This window comes from Trichodesmium erythraeum IMS101 (assembly GCF_000014265.1).
Classification (GTDB): domain Bacteria; phylum Cyanobacteriota; class Cyanobacteriia; order Cyanobacteriales; family Microcoleaceae; genus Trichodesmium; species Trichodesmium erythraeum.
Genome location: NC_008312.1, coordinates 6,169,241 through 6,187,056 on the forward strand (window position 1 = coordinate 6,169,241; position 17,816 = coordinate 6,187,056).

Below are 17,816 nucleotides of genomic sequence, written 5' to 3' on the forward strand. Positions count from 1 at the left end.
AAGGCAGAAGAATTAGAAAGATTTAGACTCATTAGTTTGTCATAAATTAATTTGGTATTATATAGCAATCCTCAAATAACTAATTTTAACTAAAAAACTTGAAAATTGTGACTCCTGACTCCTAATAACTAACAAAATATTGCAACTTAGATAGGATATAACTAACAAAATATTGCAACTTAGATAGGATTGTTATAAATTGTTTTACTAGAGAAAATGTGATTTATTTAATATCTATTTATTTGAGATGAAAAAGTTAATTGTAATTACAGGGATAAGTCGAGGCTTAGGTAGAGCGATAACCGAAGAATTTATTAATTTAGGCCATACTGTTATTGGTTGCGCTCGTTCTAAATCTGCTGTGGAAAATTTAACTCATAAATATTCTAATTCACATCAGTTTAGTTGTGTGAATGTAGCAGATGAAAATAATGTGCAAGAGTGGGCAAAGTATACACTGGCTAATTATTCAGCGCCAGATTTATTAATAAATAATGCAGCTATAATTAATCAACCTGCACCTCTTTGGAAAGTTGATAGTGAGGAATTTTCCCAATTAATTGATATTAATATTAAAGGTGTGGTAAATGTGATACGTTATTTTGTGCCAGCTATGATTTCTAGGGGAAGTGGTATTATTGTTAATATTAGTTCTGGGTGGGGACGTTCCAGTTCTCCACAAGTAGGGCCTTATTGTGCTTCTAAGTGGGCTATTGAAGGTTTGACTGGTGCTTTATCTCAGGAGTTACCGAACCCAATAGCTGCTATTGCTCTTAACCCAGGAATTATTCATACTGATATGTTAGATATTTGTTTTGGAGAGGATGCAAAATCTTTTACTTCTGTTAAATCTTGGACAAAAAAAGCTGTTCCTTTTTTATTAAATCTAAAGCCAGAGGATAACGGAATACCTTTAACTATATCTTAAAGACTAATATCTATAATCTTCTTAAAAGTGCGGATGAAGGGACTTGAACCCCCACTTCCGAAAAAACTAGAACCTAAATCTAGCGCGTCTACCAATTCCGCCACATCCGCATAATTTAAATATAACACACAAATCAAATTTTTTGACATTTACTTCTAGTTTTTTTTTTATTTTATCTAGTAGTGGCCATGACTGCTAGGAAATTCGAGATCCTCTCAAATTTAGTTTCTGGGATCTAGGGATTTTTATGATGAGTTTTTACTAGTGGGGGGTGAATGGGAGGGTTTAACTTATGATTTCATGGGATAACTTTTTTTCCCTGTAAAAAATAAGTTTTCATGTATCCCTTACCTTTAATATGAATAAGTCCCCGTTCTGTAAACAAAAATTTGTGTTTTAATATCTGATAAGTTGCCTCTGTGACTTGAATAACTCCTGGTATACCTTGAGATTCCATACGACTAGCAATATTTACAGTATCACCCCATAGATCATATATAAATTTTTTACGTCCGATAACACCAGCCACGACTGGACCAGTATTAATACCAATACGGATTAGAAAATCTTGTTTACTTTTATGAGCAAAATGGGCTAATTCTTCCCGCATATCTATAGCTATGAGAGCGATCGCCTCAGCATGATTTTCCATTGGTGTAGGCAACCCACCCACAACCATATAAGCATCCCCAATAGTCTTAATTTTTTCCAAACCATACTTTTCTGCTAATAAATCAAACTTCGAAAAAATCTCATTTAACCAATAAACTAATCTCTTTGGATAAACAGAACTTGCTAACTGAGTAAACCCAACTAAATCTGCAAATAAAACTGTAACTTCGTCAAATCCTTCTGCGATTATATCTTGATTTTCTTTCAATTTATCAGCAATAGGTTTAGGGAGAATATTTAGTAATAATTTCTCTGACTTTCCCTGTTCTAAAAGTAAAGCTTGTTCTACTTTTTTTCTTTCAGTTATATCACGACAAAGAGCTAAAACTAAATTACCATTGCCTGCTTTTAAGAGGCCGAGACGTACCTCTACTGGAAAAGTTGTCCCATCTTTACGTTTATGAGTTCCTTGTAAAGTTATAGGTATACCAGGAATGAGTTTTTGCCACTTTTGATAAAGATATTCTAAGACAAAATTTATCTCAATATCTTCTATAAAAAGATGCAATAATTCTTCGTAAGTATATCCTAAAGTTTGACAGGTACTTTGATTGACATCAACAATTTTTCCTTGCAAATCATGAATAATAAAAGCATCTGCAGCTTGTTCCATAACAGCTCTAAATTTTTCCTCGCTTTCTCGTAAAGCTTTTTCTGCTAGTTTCCGCTCAGTAATATCTCTAATGGCGCTTACTCTATGTTGATAACTACAATAAAAGAATGTTTTAGCTTGTATTTCTATAGGAAAGGTAGAGTTATCTTTTCTAATTCCAACTACTTCATAGGGTTTTTCATATCCAGAACTCATATTTTTCCATACTAAATTTTTATATTTGGAGTCAATTAACTCTAACCCGTTCATGCCAATTATTTCTGATAATTCATACTTAAACATTTGAAGAGCTGCTGTGTTTGCATCTACAATTTTTCCTTGTTCATAAATAATAATCCCCTCAAAAGTTGCTGTAGATAAACTCCGAAATCTTTGTTCATTTTCTTTGAGTTTTGCCTCTGATTCTTTCCTTTCAGAAATATCTCTAAAAGTGCCAGTATAGAAATTTTTTTGATTTAATTTAGCTTCCCTAACAGCAATTTCTATAGGAAATAAAGAACCATCTTTACGAATACCAACTAACTCGTAAAGATTTCCAGTTTCAGCAATTAACGATATCAGTCTTTCTATGTAATATTTTTTTTGAGTAATTTTTTTTTCAGTCTCTAACTCTATTTGAGTATCTGCTGAATTTTTATCGAATAAATGAATAAAATTCGGAAAATAAGATTGTAAATTTTCAGGTTTAATATCCTGAAAATTAAATGTATAATAAGCATTGATAATTTCTCTAGTGGGAAAGGAGATAAAACTTGGGTTAACCCATAACTTTAATGCTTCTACTGTTGACTTTTTTCCTTCGGTGATTAAATCATTACTATCTATTTTTTCCCTCATTAATGGATTAATAGTAAAATCAAGTATTTCATAAATAGGCATTCCCACTAAATCTTGAGGTTTGTAGGAAAAAATTTTCTCGGCACTAGGATTTACACTAATAATTTCTAGTTCTGATTTATTAAAAGTAATAATTGCATCTGTAGCGAGTTTAATAATGGCATCATTTCTGGTAGTAACTTCCTCTAAAGTATCCATAACATGATTATATCTTTCAGCAATTTGACCAACTAAAGTGAAAGGTTCTACAGGCACTCTTAAAGTTAAATCTTGGGTACTAGCTTGAGAACTCATAATTTCAAATAAATCTAATATTTCCGTTTTTGCATGGTGTTCAGAAATATTTAAACCGATATGTTCATCTTCTGTAGAAACTCGCAATAAAAAAAACTTATTTGTAATTAATAAAATTGGGTATACAACAAAAAAACCTAATAGGAAAGCTGTACAAACTCCTAATAATTGAACTGTTAATTGTTCACTTAAGCTAAGACCAGTACCTAATATTTCTGGTTTTCCAAATAAAGCTACTGCTAAAGTTCCCCAAATACCTGCACCGAGATGAACTGGAATAGCTCCGACAGCATCATCCACACGAATTTTCTCTAAAATTTGCTCTACTAAAATAGTGACTATGCCACCAATAAAACCAATAATTACAGCAGAAAGAGTTGTAACTGCATGACAACTTGCTGTAATGGCAACTAGGCCTCCTAAAGTTCCATTAATGATTAAGTCAACACCAGGAATACCTCTAATAGACCAACCAATGCTAAGACCAGTTATCATTCCTGCTACACTGGAAAAGATTGTATTAACTATAATGCCTGGTACTTGTTCATTTAATGCTAGGGTACTTCCACCATTAAACCCAAACCAACCAAACCAAATTAGCATTACTCCTAAAATTGATAGGGGTAAGTTGGAACCATGAATTTTTTCTGGTGGGCGATCGCGAGGAAATCTACCAGTACGAGGCCCAATGACCAATAAAGTTGCTAAAGAAACCCAGCCACCAATACTATGAACAACGGTTGAACCTGCAAAGTCAATAAAACCACGTTGTCCCAGCCAACCTCTTAATACACCTGTATCAATTCCATTCCAGGCCCAATGACCAAATATAGGATAAATAAAACCTGAAACTAGGAAAGCAACGAATAGATAGGTACCAAATTTCATCCGTTCGGCTACGGCACCTGAAACAATAGTTGTAGCTGTGCCACAGAACATAACCTGGAATAAAAAGAAGGCCGCATCAAGGGGTTGCACATTAGTTGCGAAGAAGAAATTGCTATGGCCAATTATTCCAGAAGCAGAAGTCCCAAACATAAAAGCAAAGCCAATACTCCAAAAGCAAAAAACTGAAATACCAAAATCTGTTAAGTTTTTAAAGGCAACGTTAATGTTATTTTTTGATCGGGTAAGTCCAGATTCTAAACACATAAATCCAGGCTGCATTAAAAATACTAATCCAGAGGAAATCAAAAGCCATAAAATATCAGTTACTTTGTATGTAGAATGAGGTTTTGACGTTGATAGATTTTTATATACAGGTAAGTCTTTTTTATTAATAACAGTTTGAAGATGATCAAACTTTTGGGGTTTGATAAAATCTTCTTCTGAAGATTGATAGAAGTTATATTGTTCTTTTTCTAACTCAGAAGTTTGCCATGTTTTAACTTCTTTTATTTGATTTGATAGTTGGTAATCATTTGTGTTTTTACTGATTACTGACCCATGTAAAATAGTTAATGTCAAGGTCAGTAAGAATAAAATAAATCCTAAAATACATTTTCGACCCATGGATTTTGGTCTTATACCTTAATTTAGTGACTTTTGTACTAATTATTTAGCCATTAGTTATTAGCTATTAGTTTATAATATAAGTATAAGTAAAAATAAAGTATTGAGAATTAGGATTGAGAGACATCTAAAAAATTCAAATTAGAAGATCAAACAATAAAAAAACTTGAACTTATATAATTCCGAAAAACCCTATTATTCAAGTCAATACAGAGGATAATTTTTAACTTTATTCAAAAGTAACTGAAAAATTGGGTTGAAAGCTTCCCTCGCTCATGGGACAGTTTTTTAGGGTTTTTTTTGAAGACATCTGTTGTAATTAGATATTGTTAATCCCACGCCGGGAGGTAGTCCGAGACAAAAATCGGGTGCATACCCCAAGGGTAAACCAGGTAACTGAAACCTTTAGTTCTGGGATCAGTTTTAGTTAGTTCTGGCTGATTAATTCTCAAAGCATTGACACAAATAATGCTCACAGCCAAATTTTGCACGAGCACAAAAAGCTCTAGAAGTTAAGTTCTAGTGCATGAATAGGATTTTGGGCATACCGGCAGCATAAAAATCAGGGGACAATTCTTGCTACTACTTTCCTGGTAACCAAGCCATTTATCTGTGCTGACCTGCTGAAACTGACCTGCAATAACCTTCACCCTATTAGACAATAGATGTGCTAACCTTGGTTAAGGCAAAGTTTTGGGTCAGCAACACCTCTACTAATTCTTGGGCTTAAGATCACAAAAACCCCCCCACGGCTAATAGCCGGAGAGGATATTAATTGGCTGATATTTAAAGAATTAAAAATTTCTACAAATCAATCTATCAGCAATGTTTAGATTCGCTAATTGCTGTTGACAAAGTTGACATGTTTTTGCTTAAATTATATTCTAGTTAAATATAAATTCTCAGACAGTATAAACTTTAACTTAGTTAAATTTGCTGTTACTTCTGATTGAAAGCTTTCCAAGTTTTTTGATCAACTATCCCATCAGCTTTAATTCCTTTAGATTTTTGAAATTCTTTCACTGCTCCCGTAGTTTTGCTACCAAATATTCCATCAATTGGACCAGGATTAAACCCCATTGTTCCTAGACCAATTTGTAAGGTTTTGACTTTGGAGCCTCTGTCTCCTTTGGCTAATATCTTCTCTACTTTGACTACTTGTTTTTGCTTTAGGGTTGGTATTTTTGCTATTTGAATAGGTGGACGAGAAGAAAATGAGGGTTTAGCTAGGGAGGTCCAGGTAAGTTCATCAACTATACCTGTGACAGTTAAACCCACAGACTCTTGAAAAGCTTTTACTGCTTTTGTGGTACGAGCACCAAATATACTATCTACAGCACCAGGGTTAAAACCTCTAGCTTGCAAACGTCTCTGTACTGCCCAGACTTCTGCACCTCGCGAACCCTGTGATATTTTCTTTTGATTTTCTCGTTTTTGGGGAGAGCCCGAATAATAAGGTTTAGAGAATAGTTCAGGTTGAGCAGGTTTAGTAAAAAACCTAGAATTTCTTGGAGTAAAAGGTATCAGAAAACTTTTATTTTTCTGTTTTTGTTCCTGCTTACTTTTGATTTTATCTGGTTGACTAAAGATAGAATTATCGGAGTTTAATTGGGGTGTTAAGCTTTCTTCTTTTTCTGCTGTCACAGATTCTGTTTTATCAGACGCAATTGCCCTGTTGGAAGTCAAGCTAAACAGCGTAACTAAACTTAATAGAGTAGTAATAGTAGGTAAGCGCATCATAATAATTTTCTGGTGATGATTATTTTGTTTAGGGAAATAGCTATGAATATTGGCTAACTTTTTCCACAAGATAGAAGAAGTAATAGTATATTTTTGATGATAAAAATTAAATTATTTATTCACTATTTGGTTTTGTCTACAAATCTTGGAGTTAGATATCCTAATCTATTGATAGATTAATAAACTGATTAATTGTAGATATTAATTGTGAAACCTATCATTATGTTCTGTCTATTAACTATTGCTTTGAAATAACTTCCCTGTTCCTGATATTCGCAATTAATATTACAGGTGTAACTGGTGAAGACTAAAAACTCTATATAGCTATATAGTTAATTTTATCATTTTCCAGAAATAATGAAACTATTTATGTCAGCATTGAACTATTTAGAAGCAAGGAATAAGAAGGAAGAAAAACAATACTGAAGTTGAAGTAAATATTAAAAAAAAGGGGAAAACGATAGAGATAATAGCTGTAAACAATTAATGGGAGGGAATCTTTTTCAGTATTTATAATTGAGATAGACTTTTTTGTAGCATTCTTGCTTCAAGGTGGTATAGCAATTGAAACAAAGGGTGAAGACATTTCTCAATCATTATCAAAGTCAGTGATGGATTATTTTTGACTTTGGTCTTTTGAACTTTTACCTTACTGGGTAACCCTGATATTAACTATTTTAAACTACTTGATTTAATCTGATGATCCGGAGCATTTTGAGAAAAATTTAATATATATACTAATATATATTAATATATTAGCTAACTTGATTTGCTGGCTTCAAAGTAGATTTTATGCTAAGATAAATTAGTAATAGTGAATTTTTGCTAGTTTTGCATTAATTTAGTACAGGTACTTAAGCTTGCAAAAATTTTAATTGAAGCTTTAATTACCTGTTTTAATGATAACTTTTCTTTAAGCAGATATTGGAACTTTCATATGATACATATTGCTATATTTATCTTGAATGTAATCAATAAATGGATCAATACTTAAAGGTTTACCTGTGATGCGATAAATTAATTCATTAGCAGTGTATTTGCGGCCATGTTGATGAATATTTTGTTTCAACCATTGGCGTAAAAGATCAAAATTACCTTGTTCAATACCAACAGGAATTTCTGGATTATATTTAATTGCTGCTTGATAAATTTGAGCAGCTATTAAGTTGCCTAGAGTATAACCTTGAAACATTCCGCCAATCATTTCACCATACCAATGTACATCTTGCATTACTCCTTCACTATTATTGGCAGGAACAAGACCTAAATCTTTTTTATAAAGTTCATTCCAAGCTTCAGGAAGGTCTTTAACAGCTAACTTTCCTTCCAACATAGCTAACTCTAAATCAAACCTAATCATAATATGAAGATTGTATGTAACTTCATCAGCATCAGTACGGATAGCTGATTTTGCAACTCTATTAATAGCCTGATAAAATTTGGAAACAGAGGTAGAGCTAAGTTGTTTTAGAAAAGTCCCTTGTAGCTGAGGATAAAAACATTCCCAAAACCCACGACTACGAGCTACTATATTCTCCCACAATCTAGATTGGCTTTCATGGATACCACTAGAAATTCCTCCGGCAAGGAGTGTACCTTCTAATTCTGTACCGATACCTTGTTCATAAAGAGCATGGCCGGCTTCATGGATGGTACTAAATAGGCCTTCGCTAAAGTTATTTTCGTAGATACGGGTGGTAATACGAACATCTCCAATAGAAAAGCTGGAGGTAAAGGGGTGAGGTGTTACATCAAGTCTGCCCCGTTGAAAGTCGAAGCCAATACGTTTGATCACAATATACCCAAAGTTTAGTTGTTGTTCTCTTGAATAATATTGATGGAGACAAGAGTCGTCTATGGGTGGGGTGTCGGTGATGGCTTCAACAATGGGTCGTAATTTTTGGCGCAGTTTGCTAAATAGAGGACGAAGAATGGAAACTGTCATGCCTTCGTCTACAAGGTCGATCAGTGGATCGGCAATATGTTTGTAGGGGAAAAAGCTGGCTAGTTCCTGACTTAGTTCTAATGTTTTTTCTAGGTAGGGTTGTACTATGGAGAAGTCTTTGAGGAACTTTGCTTTTACCCATGTTTCGTAGGAGATAGCTTGATGTTGGCAGAATTTTGCCATAAATTTTGAGGGAATTCGGACAGCACGCTCATAGTCTCGACGAGCAACGCGGATCAGGCTAGCTTCGGTAGAGTCGTAAGGAGAGCTTTGTTCGTAGGAACGGAGGTCTTCGAGTAGCTGACCCATGGTTGGGTCGGTAAGTTTTTCATGGGCAAGTTCTTTAAGGGTAGCTATTTGTTGGCCTCTGGCATAACTTCCTCCATTTGGCATATAAGTTGTTTGGTCCCAATTTAGGATGGAGGCTGCATTTTCTAAGTTTTGTATTTTTCGAAGATGGTTTTTGAGTTCTTGGTATTTTGCTGGAAAAAGACTAATGTTTGACATAATTATGAAGTAATGTTATGGATTAAAATTTTATTTCATGTTTTGCTTATTAGGAGGGGTTAGAGGATATAATTTTTAGTATTAATTAATATTCCTAGCAATTGATGGTGATAAAGATTTATATATCTGGAGAGTACAAAGTTATCCTAATAAAATATTGCCTTTAAAGGCTAAGGCTAAAAGTATTATAGGAATTTGCTTACAGTGTTTATAGTTGTTTTGAGAAAGTTTCTAGCTTTAAGATAGCTGTAAGCCTTGGCTAGCAAAGTTATTCCTAGGAATTTCCACTATCTAGTTAATATATATGGTAGTGGAGAAATTATAGATACTTTTTATTAAAGCATAGTCATTATATGATTTGACTGTCTAAAATATGACCGCTTATGGGAATAGGTAGTGGTCAATACTTAATATTTTTGGAGTTGATTTTTTGTTCTTTAGTTTTTATAAAAATTAAGTAAATTACTATAGTTTACAACGAGGGTGGAAAATAATTAAGTTATATGAGATGAAACTGGAATTTAAACTGAATAATAAAGAGGTTTCTTTTGTGGCACTTGGAGATATAGGGCTACGGGTAAGTTAAAGTGCTACCCCTTTACTTTCTGAAAGGGGTTTGTTACAGCGCTTTCTGTTGTTTGGTGGTACAGCTAAGGGATAAGATGCCGGCACTGCATGATTTTCACTAAATGTCTGTACGTCACTTACCGGAAGTCTAGTGTAAAAGCTAAAAATAACTTCTGAGTGAGTTTTTTCTACGGAAATGCTCTGCAAACAATTATTAATTATGTCTATGTCCTAAATGCCTTGGTTAAGCGCGGACTTTATCCTGCTAGTTCTACTTAAATATAGGCCACTTGACTTTTGTGATTTTATAGAATACTTTTGGGCTCTATTTAAAAATAAATGGGGGAAATAGGGGGGGATACCGGAGATAGGAGGTAAGGGTTAGGGCTCTAGGGCTTTGGGGCTTTAGGGCTGTGTTGGAATATTTTTCTATCTATAGCTTTTATTATTCAGCTATCAGCTCAAGCCAAGTTTAATAGATTCTTTACTAATTAATATTGATGGTTTGTAACTGAGTTTGTTTTTGTCAGTTAGAGTTCTAGGAGTTTGAAGCTATAGTCTGAGAATGTTCTAATAATTTTTCTGCATCTGCTAATAGTTTATCACCCCAAAGTTATTTTTGAAAATACTACAAGTTTTCTCAATTTTTATCTAATTAATTTTAACACATCTGCGGTTCTTGCTAAATTTTTTAGATTTTTACTTTTGTTATGGAGAGCAATTTCTATTGCTAGTTGAGGTTTCACGAATTGTTGCAAATGCAAATTGTTTATGAATTTTAATTGCGACTTGCAAGTTTTCTGTAGTTTTATCTGTTTTTATGATTTTATATTTAGGTAGTACTTACTAAATAAATATAGAATCCTAATAAATCACTAGTTTAAATGGTGTTATACCTAAAAAAAGTACTATCAAATACTAAATCAATTTTCTTTTCTGGTAATTTGCTTTGGTCTGCGACGGGAAAGTCTATAAAAATTAATTCTTGCAACTATTGGAAGGGTCTTTCTATTTTGGTTCTCGGCTTTTATTGTTTATTTCAGCTTTTGCTTTTTGGTAATATCTGGTGGGTTGTGGTTCACCGGCTGTAGATGAGGGTTTGGCTCTTCATTGGGCTACTGATGCTGAATATATGTTTGAGGGTTGGCCGTTTATGCTGCTGGATGGGACTGTTGCTAATAGCTGGGTTTTCGCGGTTGTAAGTGGTTTGAACTCTGGCTAATATCTTGAGTAGGGTCTCAGGTCTGCTTACCTCGGCTATGAGGTTGGGCTTTTGTTTGTTGGGATGTCTTTTTCAGATGTTTCTAATTTTTCGAGTATTATGGTTTTATTTTTACAAGTTTGGTGATAGTTTGCTTGAGTTTATGGGGCTTTTTTATGTGGGAGCGATCGCTTTTTTAATATATGCCTAATTCTCAAAGAATATATGGGTATTCTCTGGGTCTATATTGTGTTCATCTGCTGCTAGATAAACTACTAATATTTTTTCTGATTTTAGATGTTGTTTTTGTCTGAGTAATTCTGTTGATTTTTTTTTTTAATGGTTGGGATAAAGTTGATTAGTTATCTTTTTTTTTACTCTAATTTTTCGGCATAAGTCTACTCAAATATTTTCTTGTGTCTGTATTTTTTGACGGTCTATATCAAGAGGGTGTCTTGGGGGTAATGGTTGAAATAGATGAAATGGTTTGTAGATATTTATTGGTGGTTTTTATATATTTATTTTTTGATTAATTACGAGAGTTAGTATCAGATGGTAAGGCTTTTATCTGTGGTTGAAATTAAGTTAATACTGAGTTTTTTGTCTGAGATAGTAAGGCTTTTATCTGAGGATTTTCTAATAATTTGGCTGCATCTGCTATTAGTTTATCCCCCCAAAGTTCTTTTTTCAGGCGCTTCGAGGAACCCCAACTTTTATCTGATTTTAGGGCGGCTTCAGTTGTTGCTAAACTTTCTGGAATTTTACCTTTTTTATAGAGGGCAACTCCTATTGCTAATTTAGGTTCTACGAGTTGGTTATTAATTTCAGTTGCGGCTTGCCAATTTTCTATTGCTTGATCTATAAAACCCATTTCATATTTAACTAAACCAAGATTAATAATAGAATATTCATCGTCTGGTTTAATTTCTAAAGCTTTTTCATAAGCAGCAACAGCCTCTTCATATCTTTCTAATTTTATCAGAGCATTGCCTTTCAAAAACCAAGCTTCGTGAAAGTCAGGTTTAATTTCTAAAGCTTTTTCATAAGCAGCAACAGCCTCTTCATATCTTTCTAATTTTATCAGAGCATTGCCTTTCAAAAACCAAGCTTCGTGAAAGTCAGGTTTAATTTCTAAAGCTTTTTCATAAGCAGCAACAGCCTCTTCATATCTTTCTAATTTTATCAGAGCATTGCCTTTCAAAAACCAAGCTTCGTGAAAGTCAGGTTTAATTTCTAAAGCTTTTTCATAAGCAGCAACAGCCTCTTCATATCTTTCTAATTTTATCAGAGCATTGCCTTTATTGTGCCAAGCTTCGTGAAAGTCAGGTTTAATTTCTAAAGCTTTTTCAAAAGCAGCAACAGCTTCTTCATATCTTTCTAATTTTCCCAGAGCTATGCCTTTATTGTGCCAAGCTTCGTGAAAGTCAGGTTTAATTTCTAAAGCTTTTTCATAAGCAGCAACAGCCTCTTCATATCTTTCTAAATTTCCCAGAGCATTGCCTTTCAAAAACCAAGCTTCGTGAAAGTCTGGTTTAATTTCTAAAGCTTTTTCATAAGCAGCAACAGCCTCTTCATATCTTTCTAATTTTATCAGAGCATTGCCTTTCAAAAACCAAGCTTCGTGAAAGTCAGGTTTAATTTCTAAAGCTTTTTCATAAGCAGCAACAGCCTCTTCATATCTTTCTAATTTTATCAGAGCATTGCCTTTCAAAAACCAAGCTTCGTGAAAGTCAGGTTTAATTTCTAAAGCTTTTTCATAAGCAGCAACAGCCTCTTCATATCTTTCTAATTTTATCAGAGCATTGCCTTTCAAAAACCAAGCATCGTGAAAGTCAGGTTTAATTTCTAAAGCTTTTTCATAAGCAGCAACAGCCTCTTCATATCTTTCTAATTTTATCAGAGCATTGCCTTTATTGTGCCAAGCTTCGTGAAAGTCAGGTTTAATTTCTAAAGCTTTTTCAAAAGCAGCAACAGCCTCTTCATATCTTTCTAATTTTTCCAGAGCTATGCCTTTATTGTTCCAAGCTTCGTGAAAGTCAGGTTTAATTTCTAAAGCTTTTTCAAAAGCAGCAACAGCTTCTTCATATCTTTCTAAATTTCCCAGAGCATTGCCTTTCAAAAACCAAGCATCGTGAAAGTCAGGTTTAATTTCTAAAGCTTTTTCAAAAGCAGCAACAGCTTCTTCATATCTTTCTAATTTTATCAGAGCTATACCTTTACCATTCCAAGCATAGTGATAGTCTGGTTTAATTTCTAAAGCTTTTTCATAAGCAGCAACAGCCTCTTCATATCTTTCTAAATTTTCCAGAGCATCTCCTTTATTGTGCCAAGCATAGTGATAGTCAGGTTTAATTTCTAAAGCTTTTTCATAAGCAGCAACAGCTTCTTCATATCTTTCTAAATTTTCCAGAGCTATGCCTTTATTGTGCCAAGCTTCGTGAAAGTCAGGTTTAATTTCTAAAGCTTTTTCATAAGCAGCAACAGCCTCTTCATATCTTTCTAAATTTTCCAGAGCTATGCCTTTATTGTGCCAAGCTTCGTGAAAGTCAGGTTTAATTTCTAAAGCTTTTTCATAAGCAGCAACAGCCTCTTCATATCTTTCTAATTTTCCCAGAGCTATGCCTTTTAAAAACCAAGCTTCGTGAAAGTCAGGTTTAATTTCTAAAGCTTTTTCATAAGCAGCAACAGCCTCTTCATATCTTTCTAATTTTCCCAGAGCTATGCCTTTTAAAAACCAAGCATAGTGAAAGTCAGGTTTAATTTCTAAAGCTTTTTCATAAGCAGCAACAGCCTCTTCATATCTTTCTAAATTTCCCAGAGCATTGCCTTTATTGTGCCAAGCTTCGTGAAAGTCAGGTTTAATTTCTAAAGCTTTTTCAAAAGCAGCAACAGCCTCTTCATATCTTTCTAATTTTTCCAGAGCTATGCCTTTATTGTTCCAAGCTTCGTGAAAGTCAGGTTTAATTTCTAAAGCTTTTTCATAAGCAGCAACAGCCTCTTCATATCTTTCTAAATTTTCCAGAGCTATGCCTTTATTGTGCCAAGCTTCGTGAAAGTCAGGTTTAATTTCTAAAGCTTTTTCATAAGCAGCAACAGCCTCTTCATATCTTTCTAAATTTCCCAGAGCATTGCCTTTCAAAAACCAAGCATCGTGAAAGTCAGGTTTAATTTCTAAAGCTTTTTCAAAAGCAGCAACAGCCTCTTCATATCTTTCTAATTTTTCCAGAGCTATGCCTTTATTGTTCCAAGCTTCGTGAAAGTCAGGTTTAATTTCTAAAGCTTTTTCAAAAGCAGCAACAGCTTCTTCATATCTTTCTAATTTTTCCAGAGCTATGCCTTTATTGTTCCAAGCTTCGTGAAAGTCAGGTTTAATTTCTAAAGCTTTTTCAAAAGCAGCAACAGCTTCTTCATATCTTTCTAATTTTTCCAGAGCTATGCCTTTATTGTTCCAAGCTTCGTGAAAGTCAGGTTTAATTTCTAAAGCTTTTTCAAAAGCAGCAACAGCTTCTTCATATCTTTCTAATTTTTCCAGAGCTATGCCTTTATTGTTCCAAGCTTCGTGAAAGTCAGGTTTAATTTCTAAAGCTTTTTCAAAAGCAGCAACAGCTTCTTCATATCTTTCTAAATTTCCCAGAGCATTGCCTTTTAAAAACCAAGCATAGTGAAAGTCAGGTTTAATTTCTAAAGCTTTTTCATAAGCAGCAACAGCCTCTTCATATCTTTCTAAATTTCCCAGAGCATTGCCTTTCAAAAACCAAGCATCGTGAAAGTCAGGTTTAATTTCTAAAGCTTTTTCATAAGCAGCAACAGCCTCTTCATATCTTTCTAAATTTCCCAGAGCATTGCCTTTCAAAAACCAAGCTTCGTGAAAGTCAGGTTTAATTTCTAAAGCTTTTTCATAAGCAGCAACAGCCTCTTCATATCTTTCTAAATTTCCCAGAGCATTGCCTTTCAAAAACCAAGCTTCGTGAAAGTCAGGTTTAATTTCTAAAGCTTTTTCATAAGCAGCAACAGCCTCTTCATATCTTTCTAAATTTCCCAGAGCATTGCCTTTCAAAAACCAAGCATCGTGAAAGTCAGGTTTAATTTCTAAAGCTTTTTCATAAGCAGCAACAGCCTCTTCATATCTTTCTAAATTTCCCAGAGCATTGCCTTTCAAAAACCAAGCATCGTGAAAGTCAGGTTTAATTTCTAAAGCTTTTTCATAAGCAGCAACAGCCTCTTCATATCTTTCTAAATTTCCCAGAGCATTGCCTTTCAAAAACCAAGCTTCGTGAAAGTCAGGTTTAATTTCTAAAGCTTTTTCATAAGCAGCAACAGCCTCTTCATATCTTTCTAAATTTCCCAGAGCATTGCCTTTCAAAAACCAAGCTTCGTGAAAGTCAGGTTTAATTTCTAAAGCTTTTTCATAAGCAGCAACAGCCTCTTCATATCTTTCTAAATTTCCCAGAGCTATGCCTTTCAAAAACCAAGCTTCGTGAAAGTCAGGTTTAATTTCTAAAGCTTTTTCATAAGCAGCAACAGCCTCTTCATATCTTTCTAAATTTCCCAGAGCATTGCCTTTCAAAAACCAAGCTTCGTGAAAGTCAGGTTTAATTTCTAAAGCTTTTTCATAAGCAGCAACAGCCTCTTCATATCTTTCTAAATTTATCAGAGCTATGCCTTTCAAAAACCAAGCTTCGTGAAAGTCAGGTTTAATTTCTAAAGCTTTTTCATAAGCAGCAACAGCCTCTTCATATCTTTCTAAATTTATCAGAGCTATGCCTTTCAAAAACCAAGCTTCGTGAAAGTCAGGTTTAATTTCTAAAGCTTTTTCATAAGCAGCAACAGCCTCTTCATATCTTTCTAAATTTATTAGTGCACTGCCTTTATTGTTCCAAGCATTGTAATCATTTGGTTCTATTTTTAAAGCTTCATCACAAGTTAATATTGCCTCTTCATTTTGCTGCAACTTTCTATCTAGAGAAGCCTTTCTAACTAACAAATCTGCTTTTTGTCCTACAGGAAGCAAATCTTCATCAAGTAAACTTTTAATGCTCACCAATTCAACTTTACACTCTGGCTTAGTAAACTCTATATAATCCTCTAATTTCTTTTCACGGACTTCCAAATATCCCTTATCAAAACTTTCCTGATCCATAGGAAACCGAAACAGCCCAGAACGCCAATCAAAAAAATCTGGCGCACGTTTAATCAGATAATTTATAGCAAACCTTGGCAACAGAAATACAAAGCAAATATCAAAATCATCCCTAAATCTTTCTCGCTGCTGATTCAAATTAATCAAAACCGGAGGAACACCTCTTCTGCTAATAGAAATAATCTCATTATGATCCCAACCTCTTTCCTTCATTTCATCCTCATATTGATAGAAAGAATATTCCAAACCAGTCACAAACAAAATATCAATTTCTTTCAGATTTGGTAATTCTTTGACTCGATTATAAAAATGATAAATAGTCTTATCTAAACCCAAAACATCTGCTCTTTGCTCCGGAATATCCAGGCGAATTTTCTCCATAATTTCTGTTCCCTTTGCTCGAGAACATTCCGCAAACAATAAACTAAAACCCTCATTAAATCTAATAGTCTCTACTAAAGCTTCATATTCCTCTGTAAATGTTAACGAAAAATCCTCTTGCCAAATAATTCTTTCTCCCTTCATTTCACCAACTCCTGAAACTTTTGTAATCCTCTAATCAATGGATGAACATCATACCAAACTTGCTTTTCTCCCTTCTTATCATAGTAAACATATTCTAGTAAACAACGATTAAATAATAAATCCCGATACTGTTGATTATTCAACACATTTTTATTACGAAAAACATTTGCCAATACTTGCCATTCTTCTTCCTGAACCGACCTTTGATAAGACACTCTTGCTTCTGTAATTGCTCTTTGTACAACCCCAGCAGATATAGGTAATTTACCTCTAGCACGCTTAATTACACTTTGCATTAAAAACATTAAATCCCGAACATGACCTCCACTCGTTAAACAAACTTTATCCAACACTTCTCCACTTTCAAACAAGTCTTTTTCTAAAGATAAATCCGACTTAACTTCCTTCACCCGCCTATCAATAATTTCCCTAACTTTAGCAACTCCTGATTCATAAACTTCCCCTTCCCGAGTCTCCACCATAATCATCGGTAAAACTTGAGGTTCATCATATTCAACCTTCAGATTAGGAGCCTTATTAGAATAGACCATTGAAATAGGAATTGTATAAATTATATGGCAATCTAATCCCTTTAATTGGGCACTACGATCTAAAAAAATTTCATCGTGATTACTACGTCCGTCCGGCCGATCAATTGGAACAATGCGGTCTAAATTATCCGCAATTATTACCAGTTTTGAACCAGAACCAAGCTGATTTTTAGCATCACAAATAAAAGCATTTACAGCATCAATTAAACTTTCAGTATAAGGATTCACTCTATCTCGAATTTTTTTTCTTAGAGTAGGTTCAGCCCTAATATTTGCCGTAAGTTTTGCATACTGACTAATTTGTGATTCAACCTCCAAGTTTTCCAAAGATATTTTCGTAGTTGCTAAGTCTTTTAAATCTTCCCACCGTCCCTTTAACCAATCTAATAGTGGTTGAGGATTAGCCTTTTTTAACTTTTCTAATAAATGTCTCGTACAAGCCAACAAAATATCAACATATTCCGTATCTTCTGGATTAATATCATTTTCATCTGCAGCAAAATAAACTACACAATATCTCTGATTTTCCAGGTATTTTTGCAGTCGTAAAAGTTCAGTTGACTTACCCCCACCTCGATGTCCGGCATAAAGTTGACAAGTATTATCATCAGAATATTCAATATTCTCAGCTAAATCTTTAATAACATCTCCATCTCCCCTAACTTCGCTACAGTCAACATATACTCGACTATCAGCTTGTAGAGGTTCAGAAGGTTTAAAAGAATTATATAATTTTTTCAATAAATGTCTCTGATCTGTCTGATTTTCCATTTATTAAAAATCT

8 protein-coding genes and 1 tRNA gene are annotated in these 17,816 nt (G+C 34.0%); 2 read left to right on the top strand and 7 right to left on the bottom strand.

Going from position 1 to position 17,816, the window contains the following annotated elements; all coding sequences use genetic code 11:
* Positions 1–247: 247 nt before the first annotated feature.
* Entirely contained in the window at positions 248–928 is a 681-nt protein-coding gene (locus tag TERY_RS19190; protein ID WP_011613345.1) for an SDR family NAD(P)-dependent oxidoreductase, read from the top strand.
* Positions 929–956: 28 nt separating this feature from the next.
* Here the strand turns inward: TERY_RS19190 and TERY_RS19195 are convergent.
* The 5 genes from TERY_RS19195 to TERY_RS35400 all read right to left on the bottom strand — a co-directional run bounded on the left by TERY_RS19195 (position 957) and on the right by TERY_RS35400 (position 9,822).
* Positions 957–1,038 (bottom strand) — tRNA-Leu (locus TERY_RS19195).
* Positions 1,039–1,226: 188 nt separating this feature from the next.
* Positions 1,227–4,811 carry an ammonium transporter gene (gene amt / locus TERY_RS35395; RefSeq protein ID WP_370495874.1) on the bottom strand — a complete coding sequence of 1,195 codons (3,585 nt, stop codon included), beginning with the start codon at positions 4,809–4,811 and terminating at the stop codon, positions 1,227–1,229.
* Between the two features lie 984 nt (positions 4,812–5,795).
* Positions 5,796–6,596, bottom strand: a complete 801-nt coding sequence (locus tag TERY_RS19205) for a peptidoglycan-binding protein (RefSeq protein WP_011613347.1) — start codon at positions 6,594–6,596, stop codon at positions 5,796–5,798.
* Positions 6,597–7,509: 913 nt separating this feature from the next.
* Positions 7,510–9,048 carry a carboxypeptidase M32 gene (locus tag TERY_RS19210; RefSeq protein WP_011613348.1) on the bottom strand — a complete coding sequence of 513 codons (1,539 nt, stop codon included), beginning with the start codon at positions 9,046–9,048 and terminating at the stop codon, positions 7,510–7,512.
* A gap of 582 nt (positions 9,049–9,630) precedes the next feature.
* Positions 9,631–9,822, bottom strand: coding sequence for a hypothetical protein (locus TERY_RS35400; protein WP_196797123.1), 192 nt, complete (start codon positions 9,820–9,822; stop codon positions 9,631–9,633).
* 859 nt (positions 9,823–10,681) lie between these two features.
* On the opposite strand from TERY_RS35400, the gene TERY_RS33575 reads away from it, so the two are divergent.
* Positions 10,682–10,837, top strand: coding sequence for a hypothetical protein (locus TERY_RS33575; RefSeq protein ID WP_155994501.1), 156 nt, complete (start codon positions 10,682–10,684; stop codon positions 10,835–10,837).
* Positions 10,838–11,396: 559 nt separating this feature from the next.
* On the opposite strand, the gene TERY_RS26475 is transcribed toward TERY_RS33575, so the two are convergent.
* Positions 11,397–16,481, bottom strand: a complete 5,085-nt coding sequence (locus tag TERY_RS26475; RefSeq protein WP_011613349.1) for a tetratricopeptide repeat protein — start codon at positions 16,479–16,481, stop codon at positions 11,397–11,399.
* Positions 16,478–17,803: an AAA family ATPase gene (locus TERY_RS19220; protein WP_011613350.1), complete on the bottom strand. Its 1,326-nt coding sequence runs from the start codon at positions 17,801–17,803 to the stop codon at positions 16,478–16,480. The genes TERY_RS26475 and TERY_RS19220 overlap by 4 nt, the downstream gene beginning before the upstream one ends.
* Positions 17,804–17,816: the final 13 nt, after the last annotated feature.